General features: G+C 54.8%; 18 protein-coding genes and 1 tRNA gene. 7 read left to right on the top strand and 12 right to left on the bottom strand.

From position 1 onward, the window contains the following. Positions 1 to 57: 57 nt before the first annotated feature. The 9 genes from ACJJI8_RS01140 to ACJJI8_RS01100 all read right to left on the bottom strand — a co-directional run bounded on the left by ACJJI8_RS01140 (position 58) and on the right by ACJJI8_RS01100 (position 8590). The gene (locus ACJJI8_RS01140; RefSeq protein ID WP_444933994.1) at positions 58 to 1011 is read right to left on the bottom strand and encodes a DMT family transporter; all 954 of its coding nucleotides are present in this window, start codon (positions 1009 to 1011) and stop codon (positions 58 to 60) included. A 58-nt stretch (positions 1012 to 1069) separates the two neighbouring features. Continuing rightward, positions 1070 to 2161, bottom strand: a complete 1092-nt coding sequence (gene ychF / locus ACJJI8_RS01135) for a redox-regulated ATPase YchF (protein ID WP_413663075.1) — start codon at positions 2159 to 2161, stop codon at positions 1070 to 1072. Between the two features lie 205 nt (positions 2162 to 2366). Beyond that, entirely contained in the window at positions 2367 to 2963 is a 597-nt protein-coding gene (gene pth / locus ACJJI8_RS01130) for an aminoacyl-tRNA hydrolase (RefSeq protein WP_444933993.1), read from the bottom strand. A 5-nt stretch (positions 2964 to 2968) separates the two neighbouring features. Next, positions 2969 to 3589, bottom strand: coding sequence for a 50S ribosomal protein L25/general stress protein Ctc (locus ACJJI8_RS01125; RefSeq protein WP_444933992.1), 621 nt, complete (start codon positions 3587 to 3589; stop codon positions 2969 to 2971). Between the two features lie 189 nt (positions 3590 to 3778). Then, positions 3779 to 4708: a ribose-phosphate pyrophosphokinase gene (locus tag ACJJI8_RS01120; protein ID WP_282934570.1), complete on the bottom strand. Its 930-nt coding sequence runs from the start codon at positions 4706 to 4708 to the stop codon at positions 3779 to 3781. A gap of 355 nt (positions 4709 to 5063) precedes the next feature. Continuing rightward, positions 5064 to 5138, bottom strand: a tRNA-Gln gene (locus tag ACJJI8_RS01115). An 11-nt stretch (positions 5139 to 5149) separates the two neighbouring features. Continuing rightward, positions 5150 to 6055: a 4-(cytidine 5'-diphospho)-2-C-methyl-D-erythritol kinase gene (gene ispE / locus ACJJI8_RS01110; protein WP_444933991.1), complete on the bottom strand. Its 906-nt coding sequence runs from the start codon at positions 6053 to 6055 to the stop codon at positions 5150 to 5152. 86 nt (positions 6056 to 6141) lie between these two features. Continuing rightward, entirely contained in the window at positions 6142 to 6789 is a 648-nt protein-coding gene (gene lolB / locus ACJJI8_RS01105) for a lipoprotein insertase outer membrane protein LolB (RefSeq protein WP_444933990.1), read from the bottom strand. Next, a complete protein-coding gene (locus ACJJI8_RS01100) occupies positions 6773 to 8590 on the bottom strand; it encodes a tetratricopeptide repeat protein (RefSeq protein WP_444933989.1) in 1818 nt (605 codons plus the stop codon). The genes lolB and ACJJI8_RS01100 overlap by 17 nt, the downstream gene beginning before the upstream one ends. Positions 8591 to 8827: 237 nt before the next feature. Between ACJJI8_RS01100 and hemA the strand changes: the two genes are divergently transcribed. Genes hemA through ACJJI8_RS01080 form a run of 4 tightly spaced genes read left to right on the top strand, consistent with a single transcriptional unit; the run spans position 8828 to position 13004 of the window. Further along, positions 8828 to 10105, top strand: a complete 1278-nt coding sequence (hemA, locus tag ACJJI8_RS01095) for a glutamyl-tRNA reductase (RefSeq protein WP_282933939.1) — start codon at positions 8828 to 8830, stop codon at positions 10103 to 10105. Next, entirely contained in the window at positions 10102 to 11184 is a 1083-nt protein-coding gene (gene prfA, locus ACJJI8_RS01090; protein ID WP_444933988.1) for a peptide chain release factor 1, read from the top strand. Before hemA ends, prfA begins: the two co-directional genes overlap by 4 nt. 50 nt (positions 11185 to 11234) lie before the next feature. After that, positions 11235 to 12062 (top strand): peptide chain release factor N(5)-glutamine methyltransferase, encoded by an 828-nt coding sequence (prmC, locus tag ACJJI8_RS01085; RefSeq protein ID WP_444915715.1) that lies wholly within the window; start codon positions 11235 to 11237, stop codon positions 12060 to 12062. A 42-nt stretch (positions 12063 to 12104) separates the two neighbouring features. Then, positions 12105 to 13004, top strand: coding sequence for a cation diffusion facilitator family transporter (locus tag ACJJI8_RS01080; RefSeq protein ID WP_444892994.1), 900 nt, complete (start codon positions 12105 to 12107; stop codon positions 13002 to 13004). Between the two features lie 11 nt (positions 13005 to 13015). On the opposite strand, the gene ACJJI8_RS01075 is transcribed toward ACJJI8_RS01080, so the two are convergent. From ACJJI8_RS01075 to ACJJI8_RS01065, 3 genes are all read right to left on the bottom strand, one after another. Continuing rightward, positions 13016 to 14482, bottom strand: coding sequence for a succinylglutamate desuccinylase/aspartoacylase family protein (locus ACJJI8_RS01075; RefSeq protein ID WP_444933987.1), 1467 nt, complete (start codon positions 14480 to 14482; stop codon positions 13016 to 13018). 121 nt (positions 14483 to 14603) lie between these two features. Further along, positions 14604 to 16034, bottom strand: a complete 1431-nt coding sequence (locus ACJJI8_RS01070) for an MATE family efflux transporter (protein WP_444933986.1) — start codon at positions 16032 to 16034, stop codon at positions 14604 to 14606. Positions 16035 to 16206: 172 nt separating this feature from the next. Beyond that, the gene (locus ACJJI8_RS01065; protein ID WP_444933985.1) at positions 16207 to 16920 is read right to left on the bottom strand and encodes an alpha/beta fold hydrolase; all 714 of its coding nucleotides are present in this window, start codon (positions 16918 to 16920) and stop codon (positions 16207 to 16209) included. A gap of 144 nt (positions 16921 to 17064) precedes the next feature. On the opposite strand from ACJJI8_RS01065, the gene ACJJI8_RS01060 reads away from it, so the two are divergent. The 3 genes from ACJJI8_RS01060 to ACJJI8_RS01050 all read left to right on the top strand — a co-directional run bounded on the left by ACJJI8_RS01060 (position 17065) and on the right by ACJJI8_RS01050 (position 20661). Beyond that, entirely contained in the window at positions 17065 to 17682 is a 618-nt protein-coding gene (locus ACJJI8_RS01060) for an HvfX family Cu-binding RiPP maturation protein (protein WP_444933984.1), read from the top strand. 47 nt (positions 17683 to 17729) lie between these two features. Continuing rightward, positions 17730 to 19238 carry an ATP-dependent RNA helicase RhlB gene (gene rhlB / locus ACJJI8_RS01055; protein ID WP_444933983.1) on the top strand — a complete coding sequence of 503 codons (1509 nt, stop codon included), beginning with the start codon at positions 17730 to 17732 and terminating at the stop codon, positions 19236 to 19238. 274 nt (positions 19239 to 19512) lie between these two features. Further along, positions 19513 to 20661: a hypothetical protein gene (locus tag ACJJI8_RS01050; RefSeq protein WP_444915720.1), complete on the top strand. Its 1149-nt coding sequence runs from the start codon at positions 19513 to 19515 to the stop codon at positions 20659 to 20661. Positions 20662 to 20667: the final 6 nt, after the last annotated feature.

Here is a 20667-nt window from a genome sequence, read left to right as displayed (position 1 = left end):
CATTATTAAACGATGGGCCGGGGGTGTCAACACTTTTTTTGTATTCTTTTCAGATAGTTAGCGATTTTTTTCATCTGATGCCCGGGACTGCTCAGAACCGCGCCTGGAACTGATTGCGGCGAGGGCGGAACCGAATACTACGGCGCCGGCGCCGGCCCAGCTGATCCAGTTGAGCGGCTCAACTGCAATATAGTCGGGCCAGATAGAGCTGATCAGCGTACTGAACAATAGGGTGATGACTGGCACTAATGACAGGGTTGCGCTGACACTGGATGCCTCCCAGTGCGCTAGTGCCTTGCTAAAAGCCCCATAGGCGATCAGCGTATTGGCGGTGAGAAATGCCAATAGCACCCACTCGAGCCAGCCCAGGTGGGAAACCTTCATTGGCTCCGCCATGGGCAGGAAGAGCAGGGTCCCTGCGATATAAATTACTACCAGTAGATCCTGGGGTGTTGCGCGGCTCAATATTTTTTTCTGGAAAAAGCCGTAAATCGCCCAGGTGACAGCGGCGATCAGGATATAGCCGAGCCCCAGCAGGTATTCGCCGCCGGCGCCACTGGTCAGCTCTTCCAGGCGCTGGTTAAAAAATAGCAGCAGCCCAACTACTACCAGTACCACGCCGCTCCACTGACGCGGCGAGAAGCGCTCTCCCAGCCAAAGCACACTGGATATCAGTAGAAGCAGGGGAGCCAGCTGGATCACAACCTGGGCGGCACCAGGGGTGATGTAATTGAGTCCACTGGCGTAGGCGAGGTAGTTCACCAGGAGGCCGGCAACGGCGAGGAAGGTGAAAAGCAGCAAGCCGCGACTGAATAGTGGCTTGAGCTGTAGTTTACGCGCCTGTCCGTAGTAGACGCCTGCTAACAGTGCTGCACCGGCAAAGCGATACCAGGTGGCGGTACCGGGACTGATGTATTCGAGAAGCCCTTTGAGGGCAATGGGCAGGGTTGCCCACATAAATACGGTAATCAGTGCCAGGGGCAGGCCGACTTTCCAGTTTGATTGAGCCATGGAATTTACACGGGTGGGCGTGCCTCCCCGGGGAGGGGAGGTAAAAAAGGAGAGGTGGTTAGACGTTAAAACGGAAGTGGATTACGTCGCCGTCGGCGACAATGTAGTCCTTGCCTTCCAGGCGCCATTTACCCGCGTCTTTAGCACCGGCCTCACCGTTGTTGTCAATGTAATCGCTGTAGCTGATCACTTCTGCGCGAATAAAACCCTTTTCAAAATCGGTGTGGATTTTACCGGCGGCGTTGGGAGCGGTGGCGCCCAGTGGGATGGTCCAGGCACGAACTTCCTTCACGCCAGCGGTGAAGTAGGTGTGCAGGCCCAGCAGTTGGTAGCCGGCGCGGATCACGCGATTCAGCCCCGGCTCTTCCATACCCAGTTCTTCCAGGAACTCCTGCTTCTCTTCGTCGTCCAGCTCGGCAATTTCCGCTTCGAGCTTGTTGCAGATAGGTACCAGTACCGCGTTCTCTTCAGCAGCGATGGCAGCTACAGCATCCAGGTGCGGATTGTTCTCGAAACCATCTTCGTCCACGTTGGCGATATACATGGTGGGCTTGATAGTGAGCAGGCTCAGTTCGCGCAGGTCCGCCAGTTCGTCTTCTGAAAGCTCGAAAGAGCGCAGCGGCTTGGCTTCATCCAGGTGTGGCTGGATTTTTTCCAGCAACGCTTTCATCTTGATCGCGTGCTTGTCCTGCCCCTTGGCGGCGCGGGTAAAGCGCTGTAGGGCCTTTTCCACAGTGTCCAGGTCGGCCAGGGCCAGCTCGGTGTTGATCACCTCGATATCCGCTACCGGGTGTACCTGGTTGGCGACGTGGATAACGTTATCGTCTTCGAAGCAGCGCACAACGTGGGCGATAGCGTCGGTCTCGCGGATATTGGCGAGGAACTTGTTACCCAGACCTTCACCTTTGGAGGCGCCCGCAACCAGACCGGCGATATCGGTAAATTCCATGGTGGTGGGAATGACCTTTTCCGGTTTGACGATCTCAGCCAGCTTGTCGATGCGGGGATCTGGTACCGGCACGACACCGGCATTGGGTTCGATGGTGCAGAAGGGGAAGTTTTCCGCATCGATACCCGCTTTGGTCAATGCGTTGAATAGGGTGGATTTGCCCACATTAGGTAGGCCGACAATACCGCAAGTAAAACCCATGGTGATATTTTTCCGTTTGCCCGAGGCGCATACAGCGCGCTCTGCTAATTGCGTTTGAGGTCCGGTAGTGATTGCGCTGGCGGGATTTTGGATGGGCGGGATGTCTCGGCCACCACAGGGTCCGGGCCAGCCGGGAAAATACCGGCAATTTAGCGCAGCACACTATCGAGATTTCCGCGGCAAAAGGCAAGCCGGCGGGTGGGATCTATTTGTTGGTGTGCAGCGTTTTCATGGCTGCGCCCCAGTCGCCGGAAGCGGCGGTGGGCAGAACGTCGATCGAGCGATCGATCGCATCAGCCAGTGTTTCCTGTTCCGCCCTGGGGGCTCGCTGGAGTACAAACCGGGCCACTTCGCTCGAGCTGCCGGGGTGGCCAATGCCGAGTCGCAGGCGCATAAAGTTTCGGTTGTTGCCCAGTGCGGCAATGATATCCCGCAGGCCGTTGTGTCCGCCGTGACCGCCGCCGGCTTTCAGGCGCGCGGTACCGGGGGCTAGGTCCAGCTCATCGTGAGCGACCAGAATGGCTTCCGGGGGAATCTTGAAGAAGTTCGCCAGTGGGCCGACAGATTGGCCGCTGCGATTCATATAGGTGGTGGGAATCAGCAGCCGGATATCCTGGCTGCCGACTCGCACACGGCCAGTGAGGCCGTGGTACTTGCTGTCGAGGCTGAGCTGGGTGCCTTGTTGGCGGGCCAGCTCGACAACAAAGTCGGCACCGGCGTTGTGTCGCGTCCGATCGTATTCCGGTCCGGGGTTTCCCAGGCCGACAATCAACTGGATCGGAGTATCCGGTGCCGCAGCCAAGGCGATTACTCTTCGCCTTCGCCAGCTTCGGCTTCAGCTTCTACAGCGCCGCGAGGCTTGTGGATAGAAGCTACAACCAGGTCGTGGTCTGCACCGTGGCTCAGTGCCACAGACTCAACACCATCCGGCAGTTTCAGGTCGGAGATGTGCAGTACGCCGTCCATTTCCAGGTCGGCTAGGTCCACTTCGATGAACTCAGGCAGCTTGCCGGCAGGAGCGTTAACTTCCAGCTCGGTCAGGGTGTGGGAAACGATACCGCCAGCCTTAACACCTTTGCTGCTCTCTTCGTTCAGGAAGTGCAGAGGTACTTTAACGTGTACTTTGGTGTTGGCAGATACACGCTGGAAGTCGATGTGTAGCAACAGGGCTTTAGCCGGGTGACGCTGCAGGTCGCGCAGGATAACTTTCTCTTCTTTGCCGTCTACGTCAACAGTCAGCATGGAGGAGAAGAAAGCTTCGTTTTCCAGAGCTTTGGTCAGGTCTTTGTGCAGCACGGAGATAGAAGCAGGCTCTGCTTCACCGCCGTAGATGATGCCGGGTACACGGCCTTCCAGGCGACGCAGGCGGCGGCTCGCACCTTTCCCTTCATCGCTGCGGGCAATGGCGTTCAATTTAATATCAGACATGGGATAAACCTCGGGTTGTCTGTCCAGAGTGACCTGCGACCGGACCGCTCTGGCATGGATGTTAAATGGGCACTGGGCCCAAAAGTAATTGCCCGGCAGTGCCGGGCGGGCGCGTATTCTACGGGAATCAGCGCTAAAGGCAAAGTGCCCCGGTATACGGGGCGCTGGGATACCTTGACCGGCAAGCTCCTAGCGGAACATTGCGGACAGGGATTCCTCATTGCTGATACGGCGCATGGACTCGGCCAGCATTGCAGACAGGGTCAGCTGGCGAATTTTTGGTGCCTTCTCCATTTTGTCACCCAGGGGGATGGAGTCGGTAACCACCAGCTCATCCAGAACGGAGTTGTTCAGGTTGGTGATGGCGTTGCCGGACAGTACCGGGTGGGTACAGTAGGCGACAACTTTCTCGGCGCCGTGCTCTTTCAGGGCGTTGGCGGCGTTACACAGGGTGCCGGCGGTGTCGACCATATCGTCTACCAGCAGGCAGGTGCGGCCGCTGACTTCACCGATAATGTTCATGACTTCGGCAACATTGGCGGCCGGACGGCGCTTGTCGATGATAGCCAGTTCGCAGTCGAGGCTCTTGGCCACGGCGCGGGCGCGCACAACGCCGCCGATATCCGGGGATACCACCACTAGGTTCTGGTACTTTTGGCGCTCGATATCGTCGAGCAGGACAGAGGAGCCGTAAACGTTATCCACAGGAACGTCGAAGAAGCCCTGGATCTGTTCCGCGTGCAGGTCGACGGTTAATACGCGGTCGATACCTACGCTTACCATCATATCGGCAACCACTTTTGCGGAAATCGGCACGCGCTGGGATCTTACGCGGCGATCCTGGCGGGCGTAGCCAAAGTAGGGGACTACAGCGGTAACGCGGCCGGCGGAGGCGCGGCGCAGGGCGTCTACCAGCAGGATCAATTCCATCAGGTTGCGGTTGGTGGGTTGGCAGGTGGATTGCACCACGAAAACGTCGCGGCCGCGTACGTTATCGGTAATTTCTACTGCAATCTCGCCGTCGGAGAAGCGCTTGACCGTGGCTTCACCCAGGGGGATCGCCATATGGTCGACAACCTTCTGTGCCAGTTCCGGGTTTGCGTTGCCGGTAAAGACCATTAAGTCAGCCACTGCGAGTTCCTTTAATTCTGTCTTGAAGTGAATTGAAGTGTAGATGCCTGCATATTTGCTAGCAGTCAGGGTTTTTGCTGCAACACTTTTGTGTTGAGCGGCGCACTGTTGCGCGGATAAAAACAGGGTTTTGGCCACAGTTTTTTTCCTTGCTCAACGGGTTGCTCTGGGTGCGTGCTCGCACAACCATCGGGCGCTTGCACTCAAGCCTGCCTTCAGGATTCTTTAAAAATTGGGGGGTGGCTCTGTAAAGCCCTGTGCGAATGGCCTGGGCCGGCTGGATCAGCGTAGACTGAATCATGTCGGAACCGGTTTTTGACTGTGCCATTGCATATAAAGAAAGTGGCTGGGGCGGAAGGATTCGAACCTTCGCATGACGGGATCAAAACCCGCTGCCTTACCGCTTGGCTACGCCCCAGTAATGTTTCCTCAAAAATCTGAGGAGATTTTCGCTAGCGCTTGATGTGTTGGTGAAACCAATACACCCGCTGCTGTAAAACCCTGCCACGCTTCAGGCAGTTTGGCGTGTGCCTCAATGGCTGCCTCTGCCGTAGGGAATGCTGCAAAAATGCAGCCCCCGGTGCCGGTGAGTTGTGCTGGAGCAAATTGCTCGAGCCATTCTCTGGCATCGCGTATTTCAGGGTAGAGCTTTTCAACTAATGGCTGGCAGTCATTGCCGGAAAATGTTTCCAGTTTTTCGCTGCCGAGTCGCATCTCGTTGGCCTGCTCCTCGCGAAGGGCCGCTAATGTAATTGCGACTGAATCTCTTGTCAAACGTGAATCGCGAAAAATTTTTGCAGTGCTCACTTCGCAACCAGTTGAGACAACCAGGTAGTGGCGTTGCTCGGTGGTTATTGGGGTTAATTTTTCACCAACCCCTTCCGCCCAAGCGGTGCGCCCGCGCACAAAAACTGGAACATCGGCGCCTAATTGTCGTCCCAGCTCTGCCAGTTTATCGATCGATAAATTGCACTGCCATAAGTGGTTGAGCCCGAGCAAAGTGGTGGCGGCATCGCTACTGCCTCCACCGATGCCGCCGCCGTGAGGCAACTTCTTTATCAACCGAATAGAGGCGCCGAGAGAATTTTGTCGGTCCGGCTCAGCTTGTTTGCGCAGCAATTGAGCTGCGCGATAAACCAGGTTGTCTTCTTCAGCTACATCCAGCTGGCCGGCATCGACACTGACAATGCCATCGCTGCGCTCACTGAATTCCAATAAGTCGCCGAAATCGAGCAGTTGGAACAGGGTTTGTAACTCGTGGTAGCCATCCGGGCGACGGCCGAGAATGCGCAGAATCAGGTTGAGTTTTGCTGGAGCGGGCAGGGTTAGCAGCATGAGGCAAAAAGGAGTCAATCAATTACAGGATCGCCATAATACCTGCATGCTGCGATTTGGGCATTGGCAGAGTTATGTGAAACTCTCTACAACCCCCAGTCTTTAATCACCAGGGTGACGGATACCGGGCCAGTGGGACTGTTGGTTTGTGCTTTGATCCGGGTTGGCAGCATAAAGGAGCCTTCGCTGCGATACTCACTGAAACTCAAGGCCCAGCCGGATTGTTGCAGGCTTTGCAGCTGGCCCTGGGCGTTGCGCTGCTCACCACTTTTGGCGCCGGGCGCGGGAAGACCGCGCACCCAGTAGAACATCTCCCGGGCGGGCAGGGGCCAGCCCAGTGCTTCCTGGGTTAGCTGTGCCGGGTTGCGCGCATAAATTGGCGGCTCGCTACCGCGCACCAAACTGACTCCACCGGCTGAGCCGGTGATGACGGTAGTGCCCGCTCCGAGCGGACCGCTGAGATGCAGGCGAAAATTCTCCGCGCCGCCCTGAAGCCAGGCCAGGTTAGCGCTGCCGTTTTCTTTGGGGGAGCGAACACCCAGCTTGCCCTTGAGATTCCACTGGGTAAATTCAGCTACTGTTTGCGGTACTGGATTTTGATTTTCAGTGGGAGAGCCTGGCTCCGGTTCCTGTTTGGTTTTTTGTCCGGCACAGGCGGAAATCATTATTGCCAGACATGCCAGAAATAACAGATAGAATCTTCGCGCGGTTGTCTTGTCAGCTATCTGATGCATGTTGTTCCAGTGACTCTTCGATTTGTAGGCGCTTCATGGCAGCCGGAATAATTTTGCTGTGGGGATTCAGCAGAAGACCTTTTCTCCACATTTTCATGGCGGCTTCTCTGTTTCCCTGAACCCAGAGTACTTCACCGAGGTGTGCGGCAATTTCGTGGTCGGGCAACTTTTCCATCGCCTGCCGCAGATACTTTTCCGCAGCTTCGTGATTGCCGAGACGGTACTCTATCCACCCCATGCTGTCGATTATTGCCGGGTCCTCAGGCTCGAGTTCCAAAGCGCGGCTGATCAATTGGTAGGCTTCTGTGTGCCGGGATTTATCTTCAATCAGTTTATAGCCGAGCGCGTTGAGAACTGTGGCGTTATCGGGATTTCTTTCCAGCAGGTTTCTCAAGTCCTTTTCGAATTGTTGTGCGTTGCCGAGTTGGTCATGCAGCAGCGCGCGGGTGTACATCAAGCGACCGCTGGTGCTGTTGGTTTGTAGTGCCTCGTCTATTCGCTGCAAAGCCATACTGGCTTCACCACTTTTGCGAAGTAATTCGACCTCCATCAGATAAAAATGTTCTTCCTGAGTGGGGTGTTTTTTTCTCAGTTCAGCAAACCACTCCCGGTTAATGCTGTACTGTCCGAGGCTCGCCAGTAATTCCGTACCGCGAGTAATGGCTTCTACGTAATCACTACCGGGCCCCACTTCGCGGAAATATTTAATTGCATGGGAAAAATCTCCAGATTTTTCTGCAATGCTGCCCAGGTAAAAATAAGCAGCGGATTCGTGCTGCTGTAATTCAAGTAGTTGGGTAAAGAGGACTTTGGCCTCGTCAGTTTGCTCGGTCTCGTACTGAATTAGGGCCAACGACAAAATCAGGTTGCCGTCTTCAGGGCGCTGCTTAACCAGTTCGGCAAACTGCTTGCGAGCCAGGGCCAGGTCCTCCCGAATCAACAGGCGGGCGTACTGAAGGCGCAGGCGGCTCTCGGAGGGATGGATGCCGACGAGTCGTTCGAGAAGGGAAATGGCTTCCTTGCGCTTGCCCTGATCAACCAACAGGTGACTTTCTAGCAGTGGTGCATCCAGTTGATCTGGATGGTGCTCCTGAACGCGGCGCACCAGGGATAAAGCGCGGGCGAATTCCCTTTCGGTGCGCAGTACCATGGCATAGGCGAGCACGACCTCGTCATCGAGGGGATAGACTTTTGCCAGCCGGGCAAACTCCCGCTTGGCTTGATCTGTGAGTTGCTCGTGCCCAATAGCGGTTGCTGCGAGAGATTGCATGGGCGGGTTGCCGCCGAGTTCCAGGGTTTTACTGGCGTGAATCAGAGCTGTGTGTAAGTCGCCGGAAAGAGTCAGCTCGGCTGTGAGGGCCAACTGCGCATCGGCATTTTGTGGCTCAAGCTCTACCCATAGCCGGGCTGAATCCAAGGCGGCCTGGCGGGCATTTAAAAAGCGGGCAATGCGTGTAGCGCGGGCGGCAACCCCGGGATCTTTGGTGACCTCCGCCTGGTGGTAGTAATTGGCCAGTGCGACATCGTACTGTTCGCGGATACCGGCGACTTCGGCCACCAGAAGGGTGTAAAAGGTATCAATAGGGAAAGTTTTAGCTTCCGGCCCACCTGACTCAGTGGTTTCCTTACCCTTAAGGTTGCTCGGCTCCAGTGCTGTGCTCGCGATCTCTGCAGAGGGAGCCGCCGGCGTCTGGTGCTGGGTGCAAGAAACAAGCATTACGGATGCTACAAGGAAAGCGGCAAGCTTGAGCAAGTGGCTGGAAATTCGGGCTGGAAGCTGATGTGCGCGAGGTGGGAGCATAGATCGTGTCCATACGTTACGTTGTCGCTGAAAGCTGGGTATTACTGGCGTGTTTTAAACGATTATCGCCATATAATTCTAGTCGTGAATCGGGTTTGGAGCGGTAGTGGGCAGGGGCTCTTGCCAAATCGGCGGGCAATTTTACTGCCTCTTACGCTTGCAAGGGAGACGGCTGCCTATGAAAATGCGCTCCCAGTGCGGTTTCCGCCTTTTAAGATTTAATGCTAACGGAAGTCTATGCCAATTCTTACCCTGGGTATCAACCACGATAGCGCGTCGGTCGAAGTGCGCGAGCGGGTGGCCTTTGCCCCCGAGGTGATGCCCGGCGCACTGGGAGATGCGCGAAAAGCACTGGGGTGCCGCGAGCTGGCCATCCTGTCTACCTGCAATCGCACCGAAATATACGGAAATGTGGAGTCAGAAGCCCTGTTGCAATGGCTATCTGAATACCACCAGGTGCCCCTGGAGCAGCTCAAGGGCTGTGCCTATGTGTACAGCGATGAAGAAGCGGTACGCCATATGATGCGCGTTGCCTGTGGTCTCGATTCCCTGGTGTTGGGTGAGCCGCAGATCCTGGGCCAGATTAAGTCCGCCTATGCGGTGGCGCGGGAATCCGGCAGTGTGGGCAGTGAACTGCACCGGGTTTTCCAGCGGGTGTTTACCGTCGCCAAGAAGGTTCGCACCGAAACTGCAATCGGTGAAAACCCGGTTTCTGTTGCCTACGCCGCTGTTTCTCTGGCTTCGCGTATCTTCACCGACCTGAAAAAGCAGACTGCCCTGTTGATCGGTGCGGGAGAGACCGTGGAGCTGGTTGCCCGACATTTGCTCGATCAGGGAATCAAGCAGGTCATTGTTGCCAACCGCACATTGAGCCGGGCCCAGTTGCTCGCAGAGAGCTTTGGTGCCGAGGCAATCCTGCTTGCGGATATCCCCGAGCATCTGGCGCGCGCGGATATCGTTATCAGTTCCACCGCGAGCCAGCTGCCGATCCTGGGTAAGGGAGCGGTCGAATCGGCGCTGCGCAAGCGTCGGCACAGCCCCATGTTTATGGTGGATATTGCGGTACCCCGTGATATCGAATCGGAAGTTGGCGAGCTGGATGATGTTTATCTGTATACAGTGGACGATCTGCGCGGGGTTATTGATGAGGGCAAGCGCTCCCGAGAGAAAGCGGCGGAGGCCGCTCAGGAAATAGTAAATGCTGCAGCGGCTGAATTTACCAAAGAGAGCCGCTCTTTGGAGGCTGTGGATAGTATTCGCAGCTACCGGCAGCGAGCCCAGGAAGTGAGCACTTCCGAACTTGAACGGGTACTTTTGCAGCTGGAAAAAGGCGAGGACCCTCGTCGACTGATGGAGCAGCTCGCTCGCTCTCTCACTAATAAATTAATTCATGCACCCACCGTCAGTCTGAAAAAAGCCACGGCGGAGGGTGATATTGAGCGTTTGCGTATCGCTCGCGAGGTCGTTGGGTTGGATGATCTCACCGATATCGATTTAGAGAAAAAGCATCAATGAAAGAATCGTTACTGAATAAACTGGAAACCCTGCTTGAGCGCCACGAGGAAGTATCTGCGCTGTTGGGCGACGCCGACGTAATTGCTGATCAGGGTCAATTCCGCGATCTTTCCCGCGAGTATTCTGAGCTGGAAGAAGTGGTGAAATGCTACGGCGCTTACAAACAGTTGCAGGAAGATATGGTCGCGGCTCGGGAGATGCTGGGGGAAGATGACCCGGAAATGCGCGAAATGGCTCAGGAAGAGCTACGCGAGGCTGAAGGTCAAGTGGAGCCGCTGGAGCGAGAGCTACAGACTTTGCTGTTGCCGCGCGACCCCAACGACAGAAAAAATGTTTTCCTGGAAATTCGCGCAGGAACCGGTGGTGATGAAGCGGCTATTTTCTCCGGCGATCTGTTCCGCATGTACTCTCGCTATGCGGAGAAGCAGGGATGGCGAATAGAAATTGTCAGCGAAAATCTCGGTGAGCACGGCGGCTATAAGGAAATTATCACCCGTGTCGCCGGTGAAGATGTCTACGCAAAATTAAAATTTGAGTCCGGTGCGCACCGGGTACAGAGGGTTCCTGAAACAGAATCCCAGGGTCGTATTCACACTTCGGCTTGTACGGTCGCGGTGATGCCGGAGCCGGATGAGCGCGATGCGATTGAAATTAATAAAGCGGATTTGCGTGTGGATACCTACCGTGCATCCGGTGCCGGTGGTCAGCACGTTAACAAAACCGATTCCGCTGTGCGCTTAACCCATATTCCCACGGGGATTGTGGTGGAATGTCAGGATGAGCGCTCCCAGCACAAGAACAAAGCCAAGGCGATGGCACTGTTGCAAGCGAAGCTCAATACTGCGCAGGAAACGGCGGCGGCCCAGGAAATTTCCGATGCCCGCCGCAGCCTGGTGGGCAGTGGTGATCGCTCTGAGCGAATCCGTACCTACAACTATCCCCAGGGCCGGGTTACCGATCACCGTATCGGCCTCACTCTCTATAAACTCGATGAGATTATGCAGGGGTCTCTGGGGGAGGTGATCGGGCCATTGCGCACGGAGTACCAGGCCGACCAGTTGGCGGCCCTGGCCCAATAAATCCAGATTTTTTACGCCGCCTCGAGCGGCGTTTTTATAGGTTTTTCTCCATGACCAGCGTCAAGGAAAATATCGCACGCTGTGCCCAATTAACCGATAGCGACAGTGCGCGCCTGGATGCAGAGCTTCTGCTCGGCAGTGTGTTGGGGCGCGAGCGCACCTGGCTCTATACCTGGCCGGAATATGAATTAAATGAAGCTGAGCAAATGCGCTATGAGCAGTTGCTCCAGCGCCGGCAAGCGGGAGAGCCGGTGGCACACCTTATCGGTGAGCGCGAATTTTGGTCCCTGCCGCTAAAGGTGGATTCCTCCACCTTGATCCCCCGCCCGGACACTGAATTGTTGGTGGAGACCGCGCTGGAGTTTTTCCCCCAGGGTAGGTTGAGAGCATTGGACCTGGGCACTGGCACTGGTGCTATCGCACTGGCTCTGGCATCGGAGCGACCGGGATGGGAAATTATTGCAGCGGAGAAATCACCGGCTGCTGTAGCACTGGCAGAGGAAAACCGGCGCTCCCTCAAGTTGCAAAATGTGCAAGTTATCCAGAGCGATTGGTTTTCCAGTTTGGAGCCACAGCCGTTTTCCCTGATCGTCAGCAACCCTCCCTATATCGATGCATCTGACCCGCACTTGGTGCAGGGCGATGTGCGCTTTGAGCCCCGCACTGCGTTGGTGGCAGAGCGACAGGGTTTGGCAGATATTGAACATATCGCCACAACCGCTAGTGATTACCTGGAAAACGGTGGCTGGCTAATGGTGGAGCACGGTTGGCAGCAAGCCGAGAGCGTGCGGGATATTTTTTCTGCGGCGGGATTGAATAAAGTTTCAAGTCGCAGGGATTATTCCGGTTGGGAGCGAATTACCTTAGGGCAAAAATAGTGATACCTGCGGAGCTGCCACAGGGATTTGAGGAGGGAGCCTATGCATGATCATGTCCACCACCGAACCGGCAATGGGGCTTTGCGCCCATTAATTATTGCACTGGTTCTCACTCTCAGTTTTTCCATAGTTGAAGCCATAGGTGGTTGGCTATCTGGCTCACTGGCATTGCTTGGCGATGCCGCCCATATGCTTACTGATACTTTTGCCCTGGCGCTGGGGGCTATTGCCGCAGTACTGGCGAAAAAACCCGCCGATCGGGAATTGTCGTTTGGCTGGGGGCGAGCGGAGGTCTTAGCTGCGGTAACCAACGGCCTGATTATGCTACTGATCGTGGTCGGTATTTCTTTTATGGCCATTGATAGGTTGCGTAATCCCCAGCCGGTGCACGGCAGTACGGTGATGTTGATTGCGGCCATGGGGTTGCTGATTAATATTCTGGCGGCCTGGGTTTTATTAAAAGGCGAGCGCACGCTCAATATTCGCGGTGCGCTTTTGCATGTGATGGGCGATATGCTGGGCTCTGTCGCGGCACTGGCTTCCGGAGCTGTGATTTATTTTACCGGTTGGGTACCCATCGACCCCCTGCTGTCACTGCTTATTTGCCTGTTAATCCTGGTTTCCTGCGTGCGACTGCTCAGGGATGCGATCGATGTATTGATGGAGCGGGTACCCAGGGAATTGAGCCTTCCGGTTGTGGGTGAGACACTGGCGGCGGTAACCGGGGTACGCTCAGTGCACGATCTCCATATTTGGCGCTTGGATTCCAGCACTATTTCCCTATCGGCCCATATTGTGGTGGATGACTTACAGGCTTGGCCCAGCGTACTGGAGCGCCTGCGGGAAACCCTGGTCAAGCGCTTCGATATCGACCATATCACCCTTCAACCGGAACCTTTGGCAATGCCCGAAGTGACGGTGATCGATAAAGTCAGTGATTAATAGGTGAGGATTTACTCCTCACCTTCTGTCGGCGGCTGGCGGTTTTCTGGGGTGGCTGGTACTTTGCTCTCTGATTTGTCAGCGACCGATTCTTCCGCTACTACTTCCTGGGGCTGGCTGATTTGTTCCTGGGGAGCCTGGATACCGATATGGTAGGCGGCAAATCCCGGTTGCACGACCTGGTTTAATGCCATGCCGAGAATACGGCCGTTGTGCTCAGAGCGAATTTCTGTGCGCACATTGGTAATAGGGTTGGTTACTGTTCCCAGTAAATCGCCTTTACGCACAAACTCACCGAGCTGTACCTCACTAAAGATAACCCCGCCGGTCGATGTCCGCTGCCAGGTGGAGGTGTAGTAAACCGGTTCGGGATCGCCCCAGAGGCGGAATTTACTCACCATACCCAGCTGGTTGAGCAGAGTGCGTATACCTTTCACACTGTGACTTACCGATAGCTCATCCAGCACCATGGGTGCTCCGGCTTCCAGAGTGACGGTGGGGATACCAGCCTCCACAGCGGCGCGGCGCAGGGTACCCTTGGCTCCGGCGCTGTGCAGTACCACAGTGGAGCCAAAACCCTGGGTCATTTTCACTACCTTGGGATTGGTTAAGTCGCCGCGCAACTGTGGCAAGTTGGTGCGATAAAAAGAACCCGTATGCAAGTCCACCACGGCGTTACAGTGGCTGATCACTTCGTGGAAAAATGAATTGGCAATTCGCGAAGCCGAAGAGCCATTGGGATCGCCGGGGAAGTGCCGGTTCAGGTCGCGTCGATCAGTCAGGTAGCGGGAGCCTCGATGGAAGCCTTGCAGATTGACGATGGGTACGCCAATTACCGCACCGCTTAAATGGTCTGCATCCAGGTCGTACATAACCCGCCGCACAGTTTCCACACCGTTCAACTCATCACCGTGCACCGCCGCAGTAAGGCAGAGAACCGGCCCTGGCTTGGCGCCGTTAACCACCAATACAGCGGTGGGGCTATAGACCCCTTCGAAGTGTTGGCTGGGAGACCAGGCCAGGCGCGTAGAAGTCGCAGGGGGAACCTCTGAGCCTAATAATCGCAGAGGCTTGGCAGTCTCTCCCGGAACCAGGGAGATGGTGCCGGGCTCCGGTAATTCGGGTTGAGGTTTAACTGTTTCGGTTTCTTTATCGGCAGTGGGAGCAGTCTCGGTGGGAGCTGCCGGTTTATCCAGTTCCTGAATAGGTTGGTCCAGCTCCAGATTTTCCGCTTGGGGCAGGGAGATTTCTTCAGAACCAGCATCTGTCGACTGGGATTGCTCCTCAGTAGGGGCAACGTTGGTGGGTGGCCCCAGCTCTGTGATCACCGGTTGGTCCAGCTGCATATTGGCAGCCTGGGGGACCGCTTCTGTCTCTTCTCCAGTGCTGTCATCGGCGCTCAGGGCCTGGGTGGATGAAAGCAGTAAAGCCAGGCTTAGCAGGTGTCGGGTCCTTCGGGAGGATTGGCGCGGGATCATTCGGCACTCCGGTCAACTTCGTATATCTGGGTGTGCCGGAGAGCCTTGTGTCCGGCACAGATTGGGACTTTGGAGCGCCAGTATAGTCAATACGTTCCCGAGGAATGTGATACGCGCCGAATTACGCGTATCCGTAGGTTCGCTCGATGGCTTTGCGGCTGGTTCGCCAAAAGCGAATTCCCAGCAGGATTGAAGCCGTTCCCAGGCCGATACAGACACCGGTCCAATAACCGTATACCCCCCAGAAGCTCTCTCCCAGCCAGTAGGCGGTAGAAAGCCCCACCAGCCAATAGGAAAATAGCTGTATAAACATGGGAGCACTGGTGTCCTTATATCCGCGCAGTGCGCCCCAGGTCATTGCCTGGGTGACATCCACCAGCTGGAATGCAGCACACAGCAATAGCAGGTTGGCGGCCACCGCAATAATTTCTTCATTGCTGGTATAGGCCTGAACAAACAGGGTACGCAGGGTAATCAAAAGTACACCGGTGCCCAGTGCGTAGATTAGGCCGCTACTGATGCCCACTTTGCCACAGAAGCGCGCGCGCTTTGGCCGTCCCTGACCGAGTAGTTGGGCGGTGCGGATACTCAGGGCCTGGGCCAGTGCGAGTGCGACCAAGTAAAAAATCGAGCCCACATTCATGCTGATCTGATGGGCGGCGACAATGGCTGCGCCATAGGGGGCAAGCAAAATGGTAAGACTGGCAAAAAAAGTAACTTCACTGGCCGCACCCACACAAATTGGCAGGCCAACTGCGAGCAAGTGGCGCAGGGTTGGCCAGTGGGGGCGAGGCGGTAACAGCCTAAGTTTTAGCTTGTGGTAGACCGGATCAGTGTTCGCGTGCCAGAAGAGTGCCAGTGCGATCAGGCAGCTGACCGCTGCGGTAGCCCACCCACATCCCGCTCCTCCCATCGCCGGTATGGGGCCGGCACCAAATACCAAAAGAATGTCCAGGGGAATATTTAAAATAGCGGCAGTGATATAGATACGCATTACCGGGCGCACTTGCCCCATACCCTCACAGTAACCGCGCAACGCCGTGCCAAGTGCAAAAGGCAGGGTGCCGACAGTCAGGGCCAGTACATAGCCCTCCATCACTTTGCGAACCGGCTCTTCCGTGTCTATCCAGTGACTCCAGATAGGAACCGCAAGCAGGGCGGAAAACACCAGAATGCCACCGATCAGTGCGATCCACAGCGCCTGGTGTAATTGCCTGGCGCAGCCGGCTTCATCGCGACCACCGCGCAAGTGTGCAACAACCGGGGAGATAGCAGCGAGCAGGCCGATTAGTGTCACTGCGCAAACAGCCCAAATACTGGCTCCCAAGGCGAGCCCAGCGAGACTTACTTCTCCAGCGCGTCCTGCTACCAGAGTATCGACAACTCCCATGCTCACCACAGCCAGGTTACTGACCACCAGAGGGCCTCCCAAGGTGGTTAGGTGCGACAGTTCGGTTTTAGTGGCATTTCGGTAAAGCTTGAACAAAGAAAAACCTGAGCTCTTGTTACTGGTCTCGATAGAGGGTTCTGGGGTCTGGGCTAATTTTGACAAAAAATTAATCCTGCGGGGGGTTGTTAACAGGCCCTGGCCTTCGCAAATACAGCTGAAAACGGGCGGCGGGCCAAAGATCTGAGAGGCTTTCAGTCTGCCGGGAGAAGGCGGGGTAGTACTGCAAAAAGGTTCGACATTCTACGGTACAAACGGCGCCTGCGCCCAGTGCTGATTACGGACTTTCCTCAAGTAGTTTGGCCACAATTTCTGCCTTATTAATGATGCAGTCGTGGTTTATTGCTGCCTCCCGATAAACCCACCCGCTTATCCGCTTTGCTTTGCGGCTACTGTAGATGGCTGGCGGGTACTCGGGTTGGGTACAGTGAATAAAAGTGCATGGAGGGCCCTGTTCTGGGGGGCGTTGCAAATGGATCGGGTCCAGTAGTGTTTTGATGGGATGTGGGGTCATACGGCGGTTTAGCCAGCGAATATCATCGGGGTGGGTTATCCCCAGGTCTTCTGGTGGCGGCGGCATAATGCACAGAGTGCCGTCAATATTCTGCGCTTGTTTTAGTCGCTGCTCCTCTATACCGCTGGGGAGCTGTCTACTAAATGGACGCCCCGGCTCAGGAACAGCGCCATCCAGGTAGATTAATCGGTGTACCCGCTCGGGTAGAGCGTCGGCGGCACCGGTTGCGGCCATTCCCCCAAAGCTGTGGCCCACAAGGGTGACTTGCTGCAACTCCTCCCAAAGGATTGTATTGATCAGGTCTTGGATAAAAGTATCCAGGCCAACGGAGGGTGAGAGTAGGTGTTTACGCTCCCCCAGACCACTGTGGGTGGGGGTGAATACTCGATGCCCATTACGCTGCAGGAGGTTGGCGACCCTGCTCCAGCACCAGCCTCCATGAAATAGCCCGTGGACCAGTACGTAAGTTTTCCCCACCAGGTTGCTCTCAAGTTACTTGGGTTCTGCAAGCATAGATGTGCTTTGTGGGGCGCTGAGATCGGGCTGTGTAAGAGTTGGCGATATCACTCGACTAAAGTGAACAAAGACACTGATAAGAGAGTGAGCTAAATGAGTGGAGCTATGAATAGCCTGAGCGGTTGGTACAACTGCTTTGTACATTATGTACGCAAAATAGACTGGCTGGGGCCATTATTACTACGGATTTATTTGGCGCCAATTTTTATCCTGGCCGGTATGAATAAGATGAATAACATCGAAGATGTCGCTGCCTGGTTTGGCAATCCCGATTGGGGCTTGGGGCTTCCAGCGCCGATGTTGATGGCGTGGATAGCTGCCTTGGTGGAATTCTTTGGTGGTATCGCCATCTTGCTGGGCGTAGCGACTCGGTTGGTAGCGATTCCCCTGATGTTTGTGATGGCAGTGGCAGCATTTACGGCCCACTGGGAGAACGGTTGGTCAGCGTTACCGGATAAAACACTGAGTGTGCCCTGGGAATGGCGCAAGGACCTTATTGACGAAGCCTCGGTGCGTAAAGAGAAGATTGTCGGCTTGCTCAAGGAGCACGGCAACTATGAGTGGTTGGTGGAAACTGGAGGGGTGACCATCCTGAAAAATGGTATTGAGTTCGCTGCTACCTACTTCATTATGCTGCTAGCGCTATTTTGTAGTGGGGCAGGGCGGTTTTTCAGTGTGGATTACTGGCTGTGCCGTCACTATAGCGGGCCGAGTGCCACCTAGAGATGGTATACTCGCCGATTATTTGAACATTTGAGCGAGTATTTCACTTGATAGGAAAGTTGTTCCGCCGTTCCTCCTCCAAAGAGGATAAGGGCTCCCGCCGGGGAGAAGACAGCTCCGGACGCCGAAAAGAAGGGCAAAAGCCGTCTGATAAGGCTGCCAAGGGGCGTACAAAATCCGCACAGGCGGAGGGGAAGTCGCGCCGGGGCGGTAGCAGAAACGCTCAAAAAGGGCGCCAGCGTAGCAGAAAGCCAGCGGCACCCGCAGCGCCCTGGTCCCTGGATGAATTCCAGGTTCCAGAACAGGAGGGCAAGGTCCGCTTCCACGACCTGGGCCTGCCCAACGAGTTGATGCACGCAATTCACGACCTGGGCTTCCAGTACTGCTCGCCGATTCAGGGGCGCTCTCTGCCCCACACCCTCAATGGCCATGATTTGGTGGGCAAGGCACAGACCGGTACTGGTAAAACAGCCGCCTTCCTGATTACAGTGATTGATGACTTGCTCAAGCATCCGTTTGAGGGGGAGCGCTATGCAGGCGAGGCCCGCTCTCTGATTATCGCTCCGACCCGCGAGTTAGTGATGCAGATTGCCGATGACGCCAAGGCTCTGTGTAAGCATACCGACCTGGAAATCCACACTCTGGTGGGTGGTATGGATTACGACAAGCAGCAGAGAAACCTGAATGAGCGGTTGGTGGATATCCTGGTGGCGACACCGGGTCGCCTGTTGGACTTCGTCAGTAATCGGGACTGCTTCCTGGATCAGGTGGAAGTCCTGGTGATTGATGAGGCGGACCGCATGTTGGACATGGGCTTTATTCCCCAGGTGCGTCGCATTGTTCGCCAGACGCCGCGTAAAACCCATCGTCAAACCATGTTCTTCTCCGCCACATTCACTCCTGAAGTTGATGATCTGGTGGAGCAGTGGACAGATGATCCGGTGGTTGTGGAGATTGAGCCGGAGAGGGTTGCTACAGATTCCGTGGAGCAGCATGTCTACCTGTCCGCAAGCGAAGAAAAGTACACCCTGCTTTACAACATTGTGCAGCGGGAAGAGGTGGACAGCCTGATTGTGTTTGCCAACCGTCGTGACCAATGCCGCCGCTTGCACGAGCAGCTTCTGGCCCACGGTATTTCTGCGGGCCTGCTCTCCGGTGAAGTGGCGCAAAACAAGCGGGTTCGCACCCTCGATGACTTTAAGTCTGGCAAAACCAAGGTACTGGTGGCTACCGATGTCGCCGGGCGTGGCATCCATATTGATGGTATCAGCCATGTGGTGAATTTCACCTTGCCTGAAGAGCCGGAGGATTACGTTCACCGCATTGGCCGAACTGGCCGAGCGGGTAAAACGGGCACCTCTATCAGTTTTGCCTGTGAAGATGATGCGATGCGCCTGGAGCCTATTGAGCAGTTGCTCGGTGGCAAGCTCAAGTGTGAAGTTCCGCCCGAAGAGCTTTTGGTTGAGCCACCCAAAGTGAAAGTTCAGCGCAGTCACGGCGATCGCGATGGGCGTCGCGGTGGCTCTGGAGGCCACCGTCGTCCACGTCGGCACTGATTTTTTCTTATGCTGCAAGGGAGTTTGTGTCCCTTGCAGCCCCCCAATTTACCAGAGAAAGTCATTGTTAACTCTTACTTTTTAATGTCTTAACTTATTCTGGGATTTGGAATATATAAAATAATTACGTTAGTGGTTTTATTTCCCCCTAAATTAAAAAAGATATAGTTGATTAGAATCAAAGCTCAGCAGTTTGAGGCTAACTCTGTAGTGTTGGGCTTAGTGTTTACTTTGGTAGCCCTCATTCAATAAAAAGTTAGTAAATACTCGAATAATGCGTACCCTCTATCTACATATAGGTTTCCATAAAACCGGCTCAAGTTCTCTTCAGTTAGCGATGAAAGAGCAGGAACAAACTCTGAGTGAAGCCGGGTATGAGTTTTTGTCCTTGGGAAAAAAGGGTAACTCTTCGGGATGTGTGGAAGTCTCTAGCTGTACTGGTCAGCTCAGATTTCAGTTGAATACAAGACTGGATGAATTGCTCGCATCAAGTAGCGGTGAGAAAGCGATAATATCGGCAGAGCATCTCTGTTTTTTGCATCAACGTGAAAGTGTCGAATTGGTTCAGCGTACCTGTGCCAAGTATTTCGATAAAATTAATGTGATTGTGTATTTACGCAGACAGGACTTGCAGGCGATATCCTTTAAAAAGCAAGGAGCCAGAGGAGCTGTTGCTTACCGCAGCTCTTCCAGTAAATTGTTTGGACATAGTGAAGGTGCTTTCCCAGCTTTCACTAAGGATATCGAGACTTACTATGATTATTTCTCCAAGTTAATTCTGTGGGAGTCTGTATTCGGCAAGGCTGCTTTAAGCGTTCGCTCTTTTACCCGTGACGCCCTTCAGGGGGGAGATATTGTCAGTGACTTTCTCGCATTGCTGGGAGGTGACATAGACATTTCAGGAAGGCGGGTCAATGAGGGGGTGGGAAGAAGGGAATTCCTATTGACTCACAAGTTATTGGAATTGGGAGTGGCTGAGTCGGAGCTGCTGAAGCTGAAACCAATGATGTTGGAAGAAAATACTCGGTTGGTACCTTCTGAAAAGGATGCCCAAAGTTTCTTTATGCACTTTAGCGATTCAAATCGCCAATTGAATGATCACTTTTTGAAGAATCAATCTGGCTTGGCATTTGATAGTGATTTTTCAGGGTATCCTGAGTGGGGAAATGACCGGATTACAGCGCAGGATTTATTCAGTTGGAGCCCACAAATCTTGGCGTCTGGAATTCAAAAACCAGAGGGTTTACGCGATGCATTACTGGCTGACAGGATTCGACAAATACGGAGCAAGAGTCTCTCGGGCGAGGTGCTTAACAGTGAGCTGGAGTACTTGGAAAAATGCTTGTCGGCTACAGCTTGTGTTTCTAAGGGTAGGCAACCTTGGTATCGCTGGCTGAAAAAGAAAAAAGCTACAGGCCGCTAATATAAA

It is taken from the genome of Microbulbifer maximicatervae (SeqCode) (assembly GCF_052467695.1).
Note: the sequence above shows the minus strand (reverse complement) of the source record. Positions and strands in the feature narration are given on the sequence as shown.

Bases quoted from the DNA above. Each gene is read 5' to 3' on its own strand.
- ACJJI8_RS01140 (WP_444933994.1), bottom strand. From the start codon at position 1,011: ATGGCTCAATCAAACTGGAAAGTCGGCCTGCCCCTGGCACTGATTACC.
- ychF (WP_413663075.1), bottom strand. From the start codon at position 2,161: ATGGGTTTTACTTGCGGTATTGTCGGCCTACCTAATGTGGGCAAATCC.
- ACJJI8_RS01125 (WP_444933992.1), bottom strand. From the start codon at position 3,589: ATGTCTGATATTAAATTGAACGCCATTGCCCGCAGCGATGAAGGGAAA.
- ACJJI8_RS01120 (WP_282934570.1), bottom strand. From the start codon at position 4,708: ATGGTCTTTACCGGCAACGCAAACCCGGAACTGGCACAGAAGGTTGTC.
- ispE (WP_444933991.1), bottom strand. From the start codon at position 6,055: ATGCTGCTAACCCTGCCCGCTCCAGCAAAACTCAACCTGATTCTGCGC.
- lolB (WP_444933990.1), bottom strand. From the start codon at position 6,789: ATGCATCAGATAGCTGACAAGACAACCGCGCGAAGATTCTATCTGTTA.
- ACJJI8_RS01100 (WP_444933989.1), bottom strand. From the start codon at position 8,590: ATGCTCCCACCTCGCGCACATCAGCTTCCAGCCCGAATTTCCAGCCAC.
- hemA (WP_282933939.1), top strand. From the start codon at position 8,828: ATGCCAATTCTTACCCTGGGTATCAACCACGATAGCGCGTCGGTCGAA.
- prfA (WP_444933988.1), top strand. From the start codon at position 10,102: ATGAAAGAATCGTTACTGAATAAACTGGAAACCCTGCTTGAGCGCCAC.
- prmC (WP_444915715.1), top strand. From the start codon at position 11,235: ATGACCAGCGTCAAGGAAAATATCGCACGCTGTGCCCAATTAACCGAT.
- ACJJI8_RS01080 (WP_444892994.1), top strand. From the start codon at position 12,105: ATGCATGATCATGTCCACCACCGAACCGGCAATGGGGCTTTGCGCCCA.
- ACJJI8_RS01075 (WP_444933987.1), bottom strand. From the start codon at position 14,482: ATGATCCCGCGCCAATCCTCCCGAAGGACCCGACACCTGCTAAGCCTG.
- ACJJI8_RS01060 (WP_444933984.1), top strand. From the start codon at position 17,065: ATGAATAGCCTGAGCGGTTGGTACAACTGCTTTGTACATTATGTACGC.
- ACJJI8_RS01050 (WP_444915720.1), top strand. From the start codon at position 19,513: ATGCGTACCCTCTATCTACATATAGGTTTCCATAAAACCGGCTCAAGT.